The organism is Pseudoalteromonas sp. MMG022 (assembly GCF_021654245.1).
GTDB classification, from domain to species: Bacteria; Pseudomonadota; Gammaproteobacteria; order Enterobacterales; family Alteromonadaceae; genus Pseudoalteromonas; species Pseudoalteromonas amylolytica.
Genome location: NZ_JAKFZQ010000022.1, coordinates 1 through 18,285, shown reverse-complemented (window position 1 = coordinate 18,285; position 18,285 = coordinate 1). Strand labels below are relative to the sequence as shown.

Below are 18,285 nucleotides of genomic sequence, written 5' to 3'. Positions count from 1 at the left end.
CCTTTATCGTCTTCTACGTGGTAGATAAACAACACTGGAAGGTTTTGACTCAGTGTTACTGTGCGACTTTTCTTGAGGAGAAGATACTGAATTATCTTCAACTTTATTTGCTGTTTGTTCGATTTCAATTTTGCGGCGCTCCCTAGTATTTTTAATTTTCTCAGTGGGAGTGAGCTTGTCATTTCTTGCTCTCGCTTTTGCATTTTTCTCAATGTTAGTTCGTTTGACTTTGCTATCAATCGATTCAACACTAATCGGATTTTCCTCATGATTTTTGTCCAACCAATCCATAACAAACTCAGATTCAAGCATTGGTTGATCTTTCATCATGTTACTTTTACCAAGCAAATTACATTTCGTGAACACATCATTTTTTTCAAACCTGACGTAGATGTAATTTGTGGTATTTTCGTTAATTCTGACGTCTAGCTGCCATTGGCCCTTTGTTCTAGCGATTGAAGCGAGTTTATCTTTAATCACACGATCGCATGAATAATACATATCATTATATTTAATACCATCACGAGTCATACTTGCCTTAGTTGGAGGGTATAGTCTACTTATAACCTCACTACTATCGGCTAGTTTTAGCGCATGTTTGTGTTCTGCTATGTGCGATTTCCAGAAATTCAGTGGAGTAGGTGAAATGTCTTTCTCAATTAATAATGAGCTAGAAGTTGCTAAACTATTATAAATTGAGCGGTTTAGTTCTAGCACCGCGTCAATCAATAACGCTGTAAACTCTTTTAACGTGTAAATTGCATCTTTTCTAGGATCTTTATCACCACGAACAACTTTTCCTCCTCTCGTAGTACCAAGAAGTTTATGGATCATCTCATCATTAAGTAACCCAAATCGACTTTCAACCATCGCTTTAAAGTCAGGTCGATATGGAGGCGACAGTTGAAGTTCTGTAAACGGAACTACTAGTTTTTGAGGCGCTAAACCTATCATTTCACCGTTGTCACACATTAATCGCAAAGGGATATGCGCAGCAGGCCAATCAGAATCTTGGATAGTGATACCAAACTCTTTGCAATAAGAAGCCTTGGGTAAAAAAGCGTTTGCTAGTGCTTGTCTAGCCGCACGCCATGATGCAAAGTACAATGAAACATTTAATCCTACAATTAAGCCACTTGCTCTATCAACTATTGAATATATAGTAGGTCTTCCAAGTACATACTGTTTCCCGAAGCTCGAAACTATATGAACATCAGCGACTGTAGCATCTATTTCAAAGCAACTTCCCGGAACAGGCCATTTTTTCTTTGTGTCACCTAGTAACTCCCTTTTGTTTAATAGGAGATCTTTTTCAGTTGATGACTTTTCCGATATTTCATTGTCAGTAAATAACTTATATTTCCATTCTCTAACCTGCTTGTAGCTGGGAACATAAGGCGCTTCTCCTAGAGCTTCAGCTCTTTTGACCTCATTGGCATAGTATTCTCTCAATAATTCTTTTCTTGTTTCGACTAAGCTTTTACCTCCTGGCTTTAAATGATGCTTTTTCAAAGCTTTACGAATATTGTCTTTATCCGTAGCTGTCATGATAAAAGTTTTTGGCCTCTTTACTGCTAGCGTTCGGGAGGTTTTTGGTGCTCCAATAGGTTTTTCAGATACTTTACGCTGCTTACCAGCCCCACCGCTATACTGATATGCTGGCAATAAGGCGTTTTTGTCCTGACCATACCGCCAATAACTATTTAACAACCTAGAAATAGTTGTACGAGCCTTACCTTTATCATTTGCGTGTTTGGCTAATCGGGGTATCTTCTTTTTAGTTGCATAGTCAAAAATAAATTCAAGATCACTGACAAGAACTTCGATTAGCGAGAAATTTTCATCCCTTATCGTTTTATAACTCTCGTCAATTTCTTCTTCACTCAGAAGTAAATGGGGTGGTAATGAAAAGCTTCCTTCCAATATCTTTTTTTGCTTTATAGACCTTGAAAACTTGTCTAACTCAATTGCTATAGGTCTGGTAATGCCTTTAGGGTTCTCTAGATAAAATAAGATTAAACAAGGGATGTCATCAAAGACTTGCAGTACACGGTATAACCCCGAAGATAGCCCATCTACTGTTCTGACATTCCATACACTATTTTTAACAAGCTCCATTAACCAAGTCCTTTTCAATATTGCATATATTAAAAATATTTATAAAATCAGCGTTCTCTAGAGATGAAGAAAAATCAACAACGACCCTTTTACTTCCAATAAGACTCCTTAACATTGTAAGAGCCATTTCATGCTGCATACCCATCTCATTGACGAATTGGTCACATATATCTCTAATAAAGTATTTACCTGATGTTAGGAAAGATGCGGCGACATCCATCTCATGTTCAGTAAATACTTCCGTTTGAGATCTTAGAGGATGAGTCGCCCAGTTAATATTTCGACTTTGTGTTTGTGTAAGCTCATTACCGACATAATAAGAGAATTTTACCCCAACCAGCTCCCACCAAACCCTCTCTATTTCTAACTTTTCAAGAACTCTTTGGTCGTCCGACTCACCTTCAGGTTTTACAGAAATAGCTTCGTATATGACTTGTTCTCCAATTAATCTTGTGAGGAGAAAGTCTGTTGTGATAATTATTGGTTCTTTTGTTCTCGGATGAGCCGGATGCTCAACACCCAACGCTTCGGCAATTTTGATAGATAAGTTGATTGGAAGAAGGGGAAATTGTTCCCTTATATCAGTAACGGAGTCAGAAAACTCTGCTAGATAGAAGAAATCAGTCTCTATTGCTGAAAGTGTATGGTGAACTCTATCTGTTTTTAGTCCCAGTATTTGTGACCGAACACCTTTCGATTTTACATCCTGTACTCGCAGCCAAGGTTTGTAAGAACCTCCTTCCCCAATGCCATATTTGTTTTTTAATGCCCGATTAAAATCGTCAAATGTTTCAAGCTTTCTCCGAGCCATAAAACTTCCAGTAAACCATTGCCCAAGAAAATTCTAGTAGCAAATCACTTACCGTGCAAACTTTAAGGGAAATATCTCTTGTTTTGTGCAAACTTTATGGGAAGTGTGCAATCTAAATTGTCACTACACAACACCTAAACCACCTGCCCTGCCGCAAAGCCGCAGCTCCAGGCGTATTGGAAGTTGTAGCCGCCTAGCCAGCCGGTAACGTCGGTGACTTCACCAATAAAGTACAATCCCTTTTGTTTTTTGGCTTCGAAGGTTTTTGAGCTGAGTTCATCTGTGTCTACGCCGCCTAGGGTTACTTCGGCGGTGCGGTAGCCTTCTGTGCCGTTGGGTTTTATTTGCCAGTTGTGGAGGTAGTTGGCTATGGCGTCTATTTCGCCGTGGGTAAGCTGGTTTAGAGCTTTGTCGGGAATGGCTTGCTCTGCGATTAAAATTTCTACAAAACGTTTAGGTAAGATTGTGCTGAGGGCGTTTTTCAATGATTTGCTGCCACTTTCACTACGCCATTGATGAATGGTGTCGTTTAAGTTTAACTCTGGTAATAAGTTGATGGTGACTGCCTGCCCTGCTCGCCAAAATGACGATATTTGTAAGATGGCGGGGCCAGAGAGCCCACGGTGTGTAAACAGGATGTTTTCTTTAAACTGTGTACCGCACTCGCTACGCACTTCACAAGGAATGCTTACGCCTGATAAACCATCAAATCGTACTTTATCATGCTCATGTAATGTAAACGGCACCAATGCAGCCATGGTTGGTAGTACTTTTAGGCCAAATTGTTCGGCGATTTTATAACCGATGGGTGTAGCACCGAGTTTAGGCATGGTGAGTCCGCCTGCGGCAACCACTAAAGACTCACACTCAAAAGTCTGTTCATTGGTAGTGACGATGTAACCGCCCTGTTCTTTACTTTGTACACCAAGCACTTCATTGCGTAAAAATAGCTGTACACCAGCCCAGTCGCACTCTGTTGTTAGGATATCAACAATATCTTGGGCGCTGTTGTCGCAAAATAGCTGTCCTAAGGTTTTGTGGTGATAGGCCAAACCATGGCGGTCAACCAGCTCAATAAAATCATGCTGGGTGTAACGGCTCAAACAGGATTTTACAAAGTGTGGGTTGCCACATAAGTAATTACTGGGTGAGGCACCTTCGTTGGTAAAATTGCAGCGGCCACCGCCACTTATCAGGATTTTTCGGCCTGGCTTTTTGCCCATATCAAGCACTGCGACTGAGCGCCCACGGTAGCCAGCCTGCGCCGCACACATTAACCCTGCGGCACCCGCACCAATAATTACTACATCAAACTGTGACATGCTTCTCTCAACTTACCAACATCTAAGCCCATTATACCTGCATTATCAGTCAGATCAGAATAAGTACTTAAAAACCAAATAATACGCCACTCACCTGAACAAAAAACAAACACATAAAATAGTTAAAAACTTATGAATGATTGAACATTTTTTTACCAACTGAGTAAAATCATAGCTACATTTACATTCATTTACATAACAAACATGTATTTCACACCCTTGTAAAAAAGTAGAGCAAAAGCTTTTAAAACAATCAGTTAATGTAACTTAAATGTCATATAGCCATCCGCTTATAACAATTTTATCAATGTAAATAACAAAACAGTTCTTTTAAAAAGTTAACCATAACTTTACGTTCTGTAACGTCTAGATTGCACTTGTGTGCACTAGTTAAAACAAAAATACAACATGTCAGGGGATCTTATGACAACAACTCAGTTCAAATTAGGTGCATTGTCACTTGCAATGACCACACTGTTCACAGCAAATACCGCTTTTGCTAATCCAGAATTCACAGTTCAGAACGTTAACTTTGCGCAAACATCAGCAAAGTTGCAGCATCAAGGTAACTTCGGCACTCAATTCATCATCAAGTACAAGAATAACGACCAAATGTTGATGACTTCAGGTGCGGAAATGTCACCTGCAGCATTGAGAGCGCAAGCTGAAAACTTCGTGCAAGGTTTTCAGAGCAAAAAATCAAATGTAAAAACACAATATGTTCGCCCTATGGCGCTTAGCAACCACCACGTAATGCGTGTTGATAAGAAGCTATCAGCTGCAGAAGCGAACTCATTCATGCAAGAAATTGCAGCGTCTGGTAACGTTGAATACATTGAAATCGACCAAATGCTACAACCATTCGCAACGCCTAATGACCCGCGTTACAGCGATCAGTGGCACTACTTTGAAGCAAACGGTGGTCTAAACCTACCAACAGCTTGGGACAGTGCAACAGGTGCTGGTGTAACAGTTGCAGTTCTTGATACTGGTTACCGTCCACACGCAGATCTAAACGCTAACATCCTCCCTGGTTACGACATGATCTCTAACTTAGACGTAGCAAACGACGGCGGCCTTCGTGATAGCGATGCGCGTGACCCAGGTGATGCTGTGTCTGCAAACGAATGTGGTTACACACACGGTGCTCGTAGCTCTAGCTGGCACGGTACTCACGTAGCAGGTACTGTTGCAGCGGTAACTAACAACGGTGAAGGTGTTGCCGGTGTTGCTTACGACGCAAAAGTAGTGCCAGTACGTGTACTTGGTAAATGTGGTGGTTTAACGTCTGATATCGCTGATGGCATCATCTGGGCATCTGGTGGTTCTGTATCAGGTGTACCTGCAAACGCAAACCCTGCTGATGTTATCAACATGAGTTTAGGTGGCAGCGGTGCTTGTAGCTCTACAACACAAAACGCTATTAACCAAGCGCGTGCTAACGGTTCTGTTATTGTTATCGCAGCGGGTAACGACAACGACAATGCAAACAACTACAACCCAGGTAACTGTGCTGGTATCGTTAACGTAGCTTCTGTTGGTCGTAACGGTGGTCGTGCTTACTACTCAAACTACGGTACATCTATCGATGTAGCGGCTCCAGGTGGCGCACAAAGCTTTGCTAATGACTCTGAAGGTGTACTGTCTACACACAACTCTGGCAGCGATGCGCCTCAGTCAGACAGCTACCACTACTCACAAGGTACGTCAATGGCGGCACCACACGTAGCGGGTGTAGCTGCACTAATCAAGCAAGCTAAACCAACTGCAACGCCTGATGAAGTTGAAGACATCCTTAAAACCACGACACGTAGCTTCCCTGCAACATGTACAAGCTGTGGTACAGGTATTGTTGACGCAGCAGCAGCTGTGGCAAAAGCGAAAGGTGACATCATTGACCCACCTACAGGCGACGATCAACTAGAAGATGGCGTAGCGAAAACAGGTCTTAGCGGTGCAAAAGACAGTCAAGCATTCTACTACGTTGACGTACCAGCGGGCGCAAGCAAGCTAACTGTTGCGATGAGCGGTGGTTCAGGTGATGCAGACCTTTATGTTAAAGCAGGTTCTAAACCAACACTAAGCAGCTGGGAATGTCGTCCGTACAAAGGCGGTAACTCTGAAACGTGTACGATTGATAACCCAACTCAAGGTCAGTACTGGGTAATGCTTAATGGCTACTCTTCGTACTCACAAGTGAGCCTACAAGCTGATATTACAGGTGGCACGACTTCTCCTGTAGGCGGCGGCGCAACTGAAACTAACCTATCAGGTACTCGTGGTCAGTGGAAACACTACACAATCGACGTACCAGCAGGTATGAACAGCTTCACAATTACAACAAGCGGCGGTTCTGGCGATGCAGACCTATACGTTAAACAAGGTGGTCAGCCTAGCGCATCAAGCTATGACTGTCGTTCTTGGAACAACGGTAACTCTGAGACTTGTACTTTCTCAAGCCCAGCAGCAGGCACATGGAACATCAGCCTGTACGCTTACAGCACATTCTCTGGCTTAACACTGGACGCACAGTACAAGCCATAAGCTGAGAGTTCCCCCAGCAAGTCATAACTACAGTATTTAATACTGTTGTAAACACCCAATCGGCCACGATGAAAATTGTGGCCGATTTTTTATTACCTTCCCATGTGCTGATTTGTTATTCCCCCACCAAGCGACCCTAAAACAGAAAAATTCACTTTTAAAAGCCATAGTAAAACCCTAATGTAGCTGTTGAGCACTTGGCTCAACTATTCTTTAACAAGGAAAAGATAATGAATAAAACAGCTCTATTACTCATCACGGGATTGGTCAGTGTCGGTGCACATGCAAACCAGCTTGTTTACGATACCGATGGCAATGCTGGGCGCGTAACCTACTATCAAAATGCACCAATTGATGCCATGGTGACGCAATCTAGTTCGGCCTATGATTTAAGCATCTACACACCACACTTTACTAACCCCACACCCTGTCAGTTTGCGGCGGTGTACGATCAAAACAATGATTCACTCATCACCACACTCACAGTAAACAACAAAACCTTATGGGGAACACTGCCTCAAGGTTATGAAACAACCGCCAAGTATGTACAGGCGCAATGCACTGATGAGCAAGGACAACGACAAACATTACGGCATAAATTAGCCCCCGCACCTCAGGTTAATTTAAACAGCCAATTGTCTGTAGCAAACTGGCGCGACTCAAATGGTTTTGGACCGGGTTATTTTCAGGACGTGAGCTATCAAGCACTATTGAATATCGATAATGGCGAACCTGATGGGTTCTGCCACGCTGCAACGCCTGTGGGGCAAACACCTAAGCTATTAAGTCAACGCCATAATTCCGGCTTTTATAGTGATGTATTAAGCATTCAAGGTGAAGCTAAGTACGATGCTCGAAGCAGCGTGTTGGTCAATGAAGTCATTTGTAAAAGCACTGGGGGCACTACCCGTGTCGTAGAAGTTTGGCACATCAACGAGCTGCAACAACGTAAAGAGTTAAGCGTGAGTTACTTCTAAGGCTCCATTATATCAGCAGGGTGGCGCGCACTTATTGTGGCGCTCCCCTCGTATTTGACCTAATTACCTAACGCGCTAAAAACGATAGGCGCACTTTTGCTTTGTTGTAGGTAGGCTTTGGGGTTACACCTGTGCCCAGCCATCTTTTACAGGACCTAACTTAATTGCAGGATGCGCTTTTCGCCAATCGGCTAATTTTTTCCCATATAATGGATTAACATCGGTATCTGGTGGCACGTAAGCTGCCTCTTTGCCAACTTTAAGCTCAGCTACCGCTTGCTGCTTTAACTGCGTTTTTATGGCTTCGCTCGGCTGTGGTGCAGCTAACTTCTTGCATAAAAGGTTAGTCAGATCTTGTTTTCCCTTTGCAAATACCCCGGAATAACTCACCAGCGCATTCCATACTTTCTGGTTGTCATTGACTAGGCCAAAGTCATCAATTCCTAAAGTATTATCTACTTTTTTATTGATGTCCTTACGTGCAGAACCGGGGTTAACACCGGCAGTTGTGATGGTGTAGGAAATATTCATATCTTTGATGATAAGATCGGCAGCGGCGTCAATATTGATCTTATCGAGCAAGCGCTTAATGGCATTATTAATGTTACCAAGCGCCCAAGTCCTTGCGTTCTCAGCTGCATCTCGTTGAGCGTCATCAGCCAATGTTAGTAGCAATGCTTGAAAGGGCCCTCGCGTTTTATCTAACCCCCATTTGCAAGCATTCACTAAACTCAGCTCGAACTTGCCTCTAATGGCCTGCGTTGCCAGTAAGTTACGGGTAACTTCATAGTCCCCTTTCTCTCCCTCTCCTGGTCGCCAATTCGCTGCATGACCGGCGTTGTTGTCGCCTCGAATTCGGTCTTCTTCTGGGGTCCACTCATCTTCGCTAATACCTGACCACCAAGCAACGTTTCCAGGACCACCTGCTCCACCAAACTGTTTGCCATAAGCATGGGCGCGATGGAACGTAGCGCTAGTCAATTCAGCACCACCCCAGCCAGAGAATAAATTGGTCGGCCCGATTAAATCAGAAGGTTCTTCACCCGCGCGCTGAGTTGGATTCCACATGTATAAGTCAGGTCCATTATGTTTTTCAGCTTGCAGTTTCGCGGGGCCCGTTTGCGGGTTTACAGTCAATAATGCCAACTGTGCAACGTCACCCATACTGCCTGTTTTAGGGGCTGTTACCATCATGGGCATATGTTGCGCCACCGAACGACCAATAGACGCAGCCTTCGCCCCCATGACATCGGCTTCTCGTTCTAACCCAATATCATCGTTAATATTCACTTTAGCTTGTATTGTTGGTGTAACACGTCCCTGCTTTTGCTGTACAACATGCCACGCCTCATGGGGTAAATGTTTTTCTTGTCCTGATGCAACATGAATGTCACTCCCCTGCGCATATGCATGAGCGTTTAATTGAGCAGGTTTAGATGAGTTATAATGCACCTTAACATCATCCATCGCATAACCAGATAGCTGTTCAATCCCTGATTTAAGCTGCTGAGGTAAACCTGAGCTATGGTTGACTTGTTTCGAGCCACTACGTGGTACAGGCTCAGAGCGCGCTTTTAGTTGTGTTATTGAACTGGCGTGTGCACGATTATCTTCAAGCACGGCTTTGCCTGATTTTTCGCGTTTTTGAGCAGTGTGAATCTGTTGGTTCTTAGGTTTTTGCTGATGTGAGTACATGCCAATTCCTTTCGCTATTCTGCGCTCTTAACTATATATTGCACAGCTTCATCTGTGCAATCGTTTAAAAAGCCATCCGCACCTTTATCACATTACACACGCTTACAATGCTCACTCAGTTAAGAGCTGGCAGGTGTGTTAGGCCACCTAAATTGGCGAAATGAAATGTTAAACCTAGGGCCCGTTTGTTTATCGCCTTTGGCTACAGCGTGTTCATATTCATCCTGAAACCCTTTGCCCATAACCAGTAGCGAGCCATCTTCGAGTGTAAGACTGTGTTGTTCATCTGGGTTTTGTTGTTCACGAATTAAAAACTCTCGCTCGGCCCCCAAACTGATAGACGCTATCACATCCGTCGGACCAAAGGCGGGCAAGTCGCAATGAAACCCCAGCGCTTCTTCACCATCAGGGTAATACAAACACACCCCCACACTGAACTCTACCCCAGTGCGCTTTGCAATTTGTTGCTGTAGTTCAGCCAGAATTGGCGGCCAAGGAACTCGCCTGCCATGGTGCTTTGGAAATACCGCGGGGTCCACCAGTGTCGGCTCAACAAATATCATTTTCCACGGCCAGATACTGACTTCATGGCCGTCAGGCATAGTCACTTTCTCAGGCTCACTCAGGTCGAAGTTAGACGTGATCCAATCAAAGATGGCTTGAGATTGCTGACGAGACATAAATTGTGAGTAGTAGTGGGCGTCACGGCTAAGCGCTAGTTTCACGATGTATTCCTTATGATGATCCATTCATCGTTAATCTAGCGCTTAGTGTTATACAAAGCAAAGTACATCCTTATTTTGCCCTGTATTTATTAGATATCAGGCGCTTTGCAGCTAATGTGTGGCTAGCCCCAGACTGTGCTTGATCTGTTGCATTTGTTCTTGCAGGCGCGCTTGAATATCACACACCTGTTGACTTGAGCTGTTCACTTGCGCCTTCATTTGGTCCATTTCATCACTGAAGTTATCGAGTAGACCGCTTTGTTGCTGCGCAATTTCCATGGCATGCGTGGCCACTTGGTTAGCGTTTTGTGCGCTCTGGGCCACACCTTCTGAGTTCTTTTTCAGCTCTTGTGCGTGATGGGTTTGCAGCTCAGCATCTTCAGCCAAGGCTGAGATCTGAGTAGACACGCGACTAGAGTTATCTCCAAGAATATTCAACTGTGAATTAATGTCGGTCAAGGAGTCCTGGGTTTGCTGCGCCAGTTTGCGCACCTCATCGGCCACCACAGCAAAACCTCTGCCGTGCTCACCCGCTCGCGCTGATTCAATTGCAGCGTTCAGTGCCAACAGGTTCGTTTGCTCTGCAATATTACGGATAATTTCAATCACTTTACCCACATCCGCCACGCCGTTTAGTAGCTCATTCAGGCTGGCTAACCCCTCTTCCACCCGTTGTTGGTTTTTAGAGCTGGCGTTAAGCATCGCATCGGCAAAGCTCACACTTTGCGTCATCGCATTAAACGTTTGGTTCGCGTTATCAGATACCTGTGAGTTGATATCACTGGCTTCATTTCCTAATGTTTTAACCTGCTCTAACATGCTTTGTGTTTGCTCAACTCGCGTGTAAGTGGTATCAGATTGCGTGCTGATCTTGGCTAAATGATCGCTCATTTGCTGCATAAACTCGTTGATCACATTGAGCATTTGTTCACGCTCTTGCGCCTCTGCGCGTTGTCGTTCTATCAACTGATTAAAGTAGGTGGCAATTTCGCCCAACTCAGTATTAGTGCTCTTACTTTTAATGGTTTTAAGCTCGTTACTTTCGATTAAATCGGCAAAACCATCGCGCAGATAACGCAGCGGTTGAAGCACCTGATTACGCTGCACCAAATACACACCTAGCGCCAGTAATGCCAGCAATCCAATGGCAACCCCAAAGATGATCAACACGCGTTCTGACAACACATCTTGTTGTTGTTTAAGTTGTTGCTCTGCACCGAGCATCACATTAGAAACTTGTTTCATATCATCTCGCAAACCACGAATGCCCGATTGGCGCTTTTTCGCTTGCGTTAGGGTTGAGCGCAGGTCTCTTTCAAAGCGATTTGGCCAACTGTTCAGTTCAGCTTTAATCTCTTCCGCTAAATCTTCGGCCTCTGCCCCTAAAAACAACTCGTCTTCATCCACCTCAGACATCACGCCCAAGTTGTCTAATTGGCTGATCTCATCGGATAATTGCTGCAACCGATAAACGGTTTGCTGTAAGTTCTTTTCAGTCGCCAAATCAAAGCTCATCACCAACTGGTACGTATAAATACTCAAGTTGCTGACCTGCGAATAATAATCTGATGCTAGAGCATGGTATTGCGATGCCAGCGGGTGCTGCGGTGCCTTTAGCGTATAATTGATAAGCGATGAAGCGGACCCAGCCATTTGTCGTAAGGCATTATCCAGTAACGCCATTTCATTGCCCGACAGTTTGCCCAAAGCACGATACTTACCATTGATATCTTTATCGAGCTGGCCGAGTTGATTTTGCATTCGCTCATTAAGCGCATCGGGTAGTGCGTCGAGTTGCTGCTGTTTGATTCTGTCTATCAGTTCAGAGGCATGATTTAGATATTGGCCATCTCCTGAGCCTAGGTAATCTTCTATATTGCCTTCTAAATCTATCAAAATGGTATTTTTAAGCTGGGTATATGCCATGTTTTGGCTATCGAGCGAGCTGAGCACCTGAGAGGCCCACACCAATACGGCAGCTAAAAACACACTGGCGGAAGCCAACAAAATTGCCAATAACCGAGTAAACGACGAAACACGCATAACCACAACCCTTCTATATTTAAGCGCGTGTACAGTATTACTCTTTTATGACAATTTGATGTAAATTACCCAAAAATTAAACAAGCGATATAAAAACCATACTTTTAGCGTATATTTTATCAACAGCAAACATCTATACGGCTATTTCATTGCTGCTTTTACATAAACATCAAATCTGTTTTTCTTAGTTTTTATTTGCATACTAGGGGTTTTATCGTTCAAAAAAGGTGCATAATCAGGACGCTTAACAACTACTCTTTTGGTCGCTAATTGGTAAGCAAATTCCAATAAATTATCGGCATCTTCATCGGCACCGACGAGATCTTGAAAAACCCTCATCTCCTTTTTAACCAATGCCGACTTTTCACGATGAGGAAACATTGGGTCGAGATAAACAACATCGGGTTGTAACTCAGTGCTGGTAAGCAAAGCGTGGCTAGAACCAAACTCCATTTGCATGTTTTGCTGCATCCAATCGCCAATCTCTGCGTCTTGATAGGCGCGTTGCAAACCATCATACAACAGCGCAGCAACCACTGGGTGGCGTTCATGCAGGGTTACTTTACAACCCAGCGCTGCTAACACAAACGCGTCCCGACCCAAACCTGCGGTTGCATCCAACACATGTGGGGTAGCGCCTTTATTTAAACCCACCGCTTTGGCAATTGCCTGCCCTTTGCCACCGCCAAACTTACGACGGTGTGCCGCCGCCCCTGTCACAAAGTCAACAAGCACTGCACCCAGTTTAGGTTCATCCGCCTTCAGCAGTTGTAAACCTTGCTCGTCATACAGGAGTTTAAAGGTTTGACCTAAGCTGTTAGAGCGCTCTGCCCATTGCGGTAACGCAAAGCGCTGCTCAAGGTCAGTGAGATAAGGACGGTTTTCAACAAATGGGGTATGAATAAGCACTGCAAACTCCTGTGTTCAGAAGTGCTAAGTATACCTAAAGCATAATTGCCACGACACCGCTAAATGACGTTGTTAAGGATAAAAGCAGATTCACCTAGAACAGTTCAATGTCAGCCTGAGAGGCCACGTCTTCTTCACCCCAAGGTTTAGAAATTTTATTGAGGCTTTCAATCAACTGATAACGCACTTGAGCCACTTCGTTGAGCTTAGCTTTGATCACCGTTAGTTCATCATCTAAAAACGTAAAGTGCTCATGCATCTTATCCAAGGTGTTCGCCTGTTCGCTTGGGAGCTGCTCTTTAATTTGCTTTGCAAGTTCAGAAAATTCAGCAACTTTTAGCGTATGATGTTCATCCATACCATACAGTTGCTCACTCAGCTCCTCAAACATTAACCCAATTCTCTCGACCTTGTTCAACGCATCTTCGCTTACCTCCATATCTTTTATTTTGGCATTCGTTGCTTCAAGAATATGTGGCAGTAAGTCTTTATAACGGCCATATAAAGCCGAATCTTCAACAGGCATGTTTTTTACTAACAACGACACTTTTGGGTAATTGATGATGGTTCTACAACCAAAATCAACAAACCGATTGCTGTGCCGATGCTTTTCTAACAGCTCTTGTTCTATGGGTTGAATAGCACCATTGTGTGCGAAGAACACTTCACTACCGTGATACCAAAACACCACTGCCACATCGAGCTTAAGTGGTACGAAAAACTCAAAAAAGTAATCACTGAGTGATGTCAGGTCATGCGCATGATATGACTGCCCAACATAACGCATGATCCGCCCCATATCACCTGAGTCCGTCATCGCAATTTCAGCGGTAACTTGAGCACGTTGCATGTCTTGTTGGAGTTGTAAAGATTGCTGACGGTAGGTATCGAGCACTTGAATTCTTGCCAACAACTCAGGTGATGCAAAGGGTTTGACAATATAGTCCGATGCACCCGAGTTATAACCGCGCATACGCTCCGAAATATCTCCCTTGTTTGATAAAAACATCACTGGGGTGTCAGCTATTTGCTCACATTGCTTTAGCTTTTCGCAGGTTTCAAAGCCGTTCATTCCCGGCATTTCAACGTCTAATAGGATGATATCCGGTTGGTATTTTTGCGCTAGGCGAAGTCCTTCTTCACCGCTTTTAGCATGTAGTAACTGACAAGATGAAGCAAGTGCGTCTTCTATGATGCAATGCGCTAACTTATCATCGTCAATCGCTAATACTAGTTTGCTCATTTTGCTGCCCTAATTAGCTCTATTCTTTAAAAAGCATAGACCTAGATAGCAATTTTGCGAACGACAAAAAACAAAGGCACCCTATGGTGCCTTATTTTTGTCACTTACTGTTCAGTAGTGAGCTTAAGCTGCGCTGTTGATACCACTGTGTCTTAACAAAGCATCCACCTGCGGCTCACGCCCTCTGAAGCGGGTAAATAGTACCATTGGCGCTTCAGAACCGCCTTTCTCCAAGATGTTTTCCAAGAACGACTGACCAGTCTGCGCATTGAAAATTCCCTCTTCTTCAAATTTTGAGAATGCGTCTGCCGAGAGAACTTCCGCCCATTTATACGAGTAGTAACCCGCGCTATAGCCCCCTGCAAAAATATGGCTAAAGCTGTGTTGGAAGCGATTAAATTCAGGCGCTTTGATCACCGCAGTCTTTTCTCTCACTGCATTCAAGATGTTTTGAATCTGACACGCTTGGCCTGCTTTGTAATCGGCGTGAATATGAAAGTCAAACAAACTAAATTCAATTTGACGTAGCATTTGCATGGCCGATTGATAATTTTTAGCCGCCAACAGTTTGTCTAATAACTCTTTAGGTAACGGCTCGCCCGTCTCATAGTGACCAGAAATAAAGTTAAGCGCCTCTTCTTCAAAGCACCAGTTCTCTAAGAATTGGCTCGGTAATTCAACCGCATCCCACGCAACCCCATTGATACCCGACACGGCCGTTGCATCAACTTGCGTCAACATATGGTGAATACCATGACCAAACTCATGGAATAATGTGGTCACTTCATTGTGTGTAAACAGCGCAGGCTTATCACCAACAGCTTTATTAAAGTTACAGACTAAAAATGCGACGGGTGTTTGCAAGGTGCCATCATCATGGCGCATACGACAAATACAATCTCCCATCCACGCACCACCGCGTTTATGCTCTCGGGCATATAGGTCTAAATAGAAATGGCCTCTAAGCTCACCCTTTTTGTCATGAATAGCAAAAAATCGTACATCAGGGTGATAAGTATCAAACTCTTTCACCTCAGTAACCGTTATGCCAAACAAACGGTTTACGGTGGTAAACAAGCCGCTCAATACCTTGTTTGCAGGGAAATACGGACGTAGTAGCTCATCAGAAATCGCGTACTTAGCCTGTTTTAGCTTTTCACCATAATAGCCGTAATCCCAAGCTTGCAACTGCTCAATTCCGTGCTGCTGTTTGGCAAATTCAACTAGCTCAGCCAGCTCTGCCTGTGCTTGAGGTTTTGATTTGTCGGCCAAGTCATTTAAAAATGCAAACACTTGCTCTGGTGATTCAGCCATTTTGGTCGCCAGCGACTCATGCGCATAACTGTCAAAGCCTAACAATTGAGCCAGTTCGTGACGTAATGCCAATTCTTCAGTCATAATCTCTGAGTTATCAAACTCGTTAGCATTGGGGCCTTGATCTGATGCGCGAGTCGCAAACGCGCGGTACGCTTCTTCACGTAGTTCACGGTTATCTGCGTGAGTCATAACTGGTAAGTATGAAGGAATATCCAGTGTAAATACCCAGCCTTCAAGGCCTTTTGCCTCAGCGGTGTGCTTTGCTAATGCCAATGCCGATTCAGGTAAGCCACTTAATTGCGTCTTGTCAGTGATATGTTTATGCCAAGCTTGTGTCGCATCCATCACATTGTTACCAAACTTAGCTGACAACTCAGACAATCTAGCGCTAATTTCGCCAAAGCGTTTTTGCTTGTCTTTGCTTAAACCAATGCCCGATAACTCAAAGTCGCGCAATTGATTGTCTATCGTGGTTTGCTGTGCCAAAGTTAATTGTGCAAACTCGGCCGATTCTTTAAGTGATTTATACGCTTGGTATAAACCCTGATGTTGACCGACATAGGTCGAATACTCAGACATTAATGGCAAGCATTCATCGTAGGCTTGACGTAATTCTTCGCTGTTTACCACCGAGTGCATATGAGACACAGGAGACCATACACGAGACAGTTTATCATCCGACACTTCCAATGGCTGGACTAAGTTTTGCCAAGTAAACGTCTCGTTCTTTAGAACGTCATCAATCGTTTCACGACAGTGTGCAATGGCTTCTTTTAGAGCAGGAACGATGTGTTCAGGCTTGATCTTTGAAAATGGAGGCAGGCCTTCTAGCCCAATCAATGGGTTGCTCATAATCTTTTCTCTATCGTTATTTAAGCGTTATTGGGTTGAAATTGGGGCAAATGCCGCAATTACAAGTTAGACTGTTATTTTTTCCTACGTTTTGAGGTCTTGATACACTAAGCGTAGAACAATTTTTTAAGAATAAAGGGTAAGCTATGGCTCAACATTTTGATTATATTGCCATTGGTGGCGGTAGTGGTGGTATTGCATCAGCTAACCGTGCTGCAATGCGCGGCGCCAAAGTTGCATTAATTGAAGCAAAACATATGGGTGGCACTTGTGTAAACGTAGGGTGCGTACCTAAAAAGGTTATGTGGCATGGTGCACAAGTCGCCGAAGCCATCAAACTATACGCGCCAGATTATGGTTTTGATGTTGAGCTAAAAAACTTTGATTGGGCGCGCTTGGTCAAAAGCCGAGAAGAATATATTGGCCGCATCCACAAAGGATATGAAGGCTACCTTGCCAAAAATGGCGTTACCGTGATCAATGGCTTTGCCAAGTTTGTTGACAATCACACCGTAGAAGCCAACGGCGAGCACTACAGCGCCGATCACATCAGTATTGCGGTGGGCGGTCGCCCTTCTATTCCAGATATTCCTGGTGCCGAGCATGGTATTGATTCAAACGGTTTCTTTGAGTTAAACGAGCAGCCTCGTCGCGTAGCGGTAATTGGCGCAGGTTACATCGCCGTTGAACTTGCAGGTGTGCTAAACAGCCTAGGCACTGAAACCCATTTATTTGTACGTAAACACGCACCGCTACGCAGCTTTGACCCTATCCTTGTTGAAACCCTCACCGAAGTGATGGAAAAAGAAGGCCCAACGCTACACACCCACGCCACACCCAAAGCCTTGACCAAAGAAGCTGACGGTTCGGTAACATTACACCTTGAAAATGGCCAATCACACACTTTTGATCAAGTGATCTGGGCTATCGGCCGCGAACCTGTCACCGACCTTATCAACCTACAAGCAACCGATGTACAAACCAACGAACGTGGCTTTATTAAAGTTGATGAATATCAAAACACCTCTGTCAAAGGCATTTATGCACTAGGTGATATTATGGAAGGTGGTATTGAACTGACCCCTGTCGCCGTTAAAGCAGGCCGTATGCTGGCGGAGCGTCTATTCAACCCAGAACTGCCCGACGCCAAGATGGACTACAACCTAGTCCCCACCGTGGTATTCAGCCACCCTCCCATTGGCACCATCGGATTAACCGAGCCACAAGCGATTGAAAAGTACGGTAAAGGCAACATAAAGGTGTACACCTCAACTTTTGCCGCCATGTACACCGCTGTCACAGCACACCGTCAACCATGCAAAATGAAACTGGTATGCGCCGGTGAAGAAGAAACCGTCGTCGGCCTACACGGCATTGGTTTTGCGGTCGATGAAATGATCCAAGGCTTCGGCGTTGCCATGAAAATGGGCGCCACCAAAGCCGACTTTGACTCTGTGGTAGCAATACACCCAACAGGCTCGGAAGAGTTTGTTACTATGAGATAAATAACTGATTATTAATTAAATTTAACAATCAATCTAAAACGCGAGTGTATTAATCCCCTCGCGTTTTTTATGCTGATATCATCTTAATTTAAAGCACCTTAACCGTTCAATAAAAAGTGCTTTTAACTTTTCTTTTTATATAGCCCTAAGATTAGAGTTATAAGAAATACAAAATACATGCTGAAGCCTTCATAAATGTTACTGCCAAAAATGCTATAAATAAC

General features: G+C 44.0%; 12 protein-coding genes. 3 read left to right on the top strand and 9 right to left on the bottom strand.

The window, feature by feature from the left end; translation table 11 throughout:
• Positions 1–3 precede the first annotated feature (3 nt).
• The 3 genes from L1070_RS16850 to L1070_RS16840 form a co-directional block, all read right to left on the bottom strand.
• Entirely contained in the window at positions 4–2,118 is a 2,115-nt protein-coding gene (locus L1070_RS16850; RefSeq protein ID WP_237126429.1) for a transposase, read from the bottom strand.
• On the bottom strand, positions 2,105–2,929 hold the full coding sequence (locus tag L1070_RS16845) for a TnsA endonuclease N-terminal domain-containing protein (protein WP_237126428.1): 825 nt from the start codon (positions 2,927–2,929) through the stop codon (positions 2,105–2,107). Before L1070_RS16845 ends, L1070_RS16850 begins: the two co-directional genes overlap by 14 nt.
• A gap of 134 nt (positions 2,930–3,063) precedes the next feature.
• Positions 3,064–4,251: an NAD(P)/FAD-dependent oxidoreductase gene (locus L1070_RS16840; RefSeq protein WP_237126427.1), complete on the bottom strand. Its 1,188-nt coding sequence runs from the start codon at positions 4,249–4,251 to the stop codon at positions 3,064–3,066.
• 423 nt (positions 4,252–4,674) lie between these two features.
• Between L1070_RS16840 and L1070_RS16835 the strand changes: the two genes are divergently transcribed.
• Together L1070_RS16835 and L1070_RS16830 are read left to right on the top strand one after the other, a co-directional pair.
• Positions 4,675–6,795 (top strand): S8 family peptidase, encoded by a 2,121-nt coding sequence (locus L1070_RS16835; RefSeq protein WP_237126426.1) that lies wholly within the window; start codon positions 4,675–4,677, stop codon positions 6,793–6,795.
• Positions 6,796–7,025: 230 nt separating this feature from the next.
• The gene (locus L1070_RS16830; protein WP_237126425.1) at positions 7,026–7,772 is read left to right on the top strand and encodes a hypothetical protein; all 747 of its coding nucleotides are present in this window, start codon (positions 7,026–7,028) and stop codon (positions 7,770–7,772) included.
• Between the two features lie 123 nt (positions 7,773–7,895).
• On the opposite strand, the gene L1070_RS16825 is transcribed toward L1070_RS16830, so the two are convergent.
• The 6 genes from L1070_RS16825 to prlC all read right to left on the bottom strand — a co-directional run bounded on the left by L1070_RS16825 (position 7,896) and on the right by prlC (position 16,556).
• Positions 7,896–9,467, bottom strand: a complete 1,572-nt coding sequence (locus L1070_RS16825; protein ID WP_237126424.1) for a DUF4157 domain-containing protein — start codon at positions 9,465–9,467, stop codon at positions 7,896–7,898.
• Positions 9,468–9,586: 119 nt separating this feature from the next.
• Entirely contained in the window at positions 9,587–10,192 is a 606-nt protein-coding gene (locus L1070_RS16820) for an alpha-ketoglutarate-dependent dioxygenase AlkB (RefSeq protein ID WP_237126423.1), read from the bottom strand.
• A gap of 111 nt (positions 10,193–10,303) precedes the next feature.
• Positions 10,304–12,235 (bottom strand): methyl-accepting chemotaxis protein, encoded by a 1,932-nt coding sequence (locus L1070_RS16815; RefSeq protein WP_237126422.1) that lies wholly within the window; start codon positions 12,233–12,235, stop codon positions 10,304–10,306.
• 141 nt (positions 12,236–12,376) lie between these two features.
• On the bottom strand, positions 12,377–13,144 hold the full coding sequence (locus L1070_RS16810; protein WP_070983358.1) for a class I SAM-dependent methyltransferase: 768 nt from the start codon (positions 13,142–13,144) through the stop codon (positions 12,377–12,379).
• Between the two features lie 94 nt (positions 13,145–13,238).
• Positions 13,239–14,387, bottom strand: a complete 1,149-nt coding sequence (locus L1070_RS16805) for a response regulator (RefSeq protein ID WP_237126421.1) — start codon at positions 14,385–14,387, stop codon at positions 13,239–13,241.
• Between the two features lie 123 nt (positions 14,388–14,510).
• The gene (gene prlC, locus L1070_RS16800; protein WP_237126420.1) at positions 14,511–16,556 is read right to left on the bottom strand and encodes an oligopeptidase A; all 2,046 of its coding nucleotides are present in this window, start codon (positions 16,554–16,556) and stop codon (positions 14,511–14,513) included.
• 146 nt (positions 16,557–16,702) lie between these two features.
• On the opposite strand from prlC, the gene gorA reads away from it, so the two are divergent.
• On the top strand, positions 16,703–18,061 hold the full coding sequence (gene gorA, locus L1070_RS16795) for a glutathione-disulfide reductase (RefSeq protein ID WP_237126419.1): 1,359 nt from the start codon (positions 16,703–16,705) through the stop codon (positions 18,059–18,061).
• The last annotated feature ends 224 nt before the right edge of the window (positions 18,062–18,285 follow it).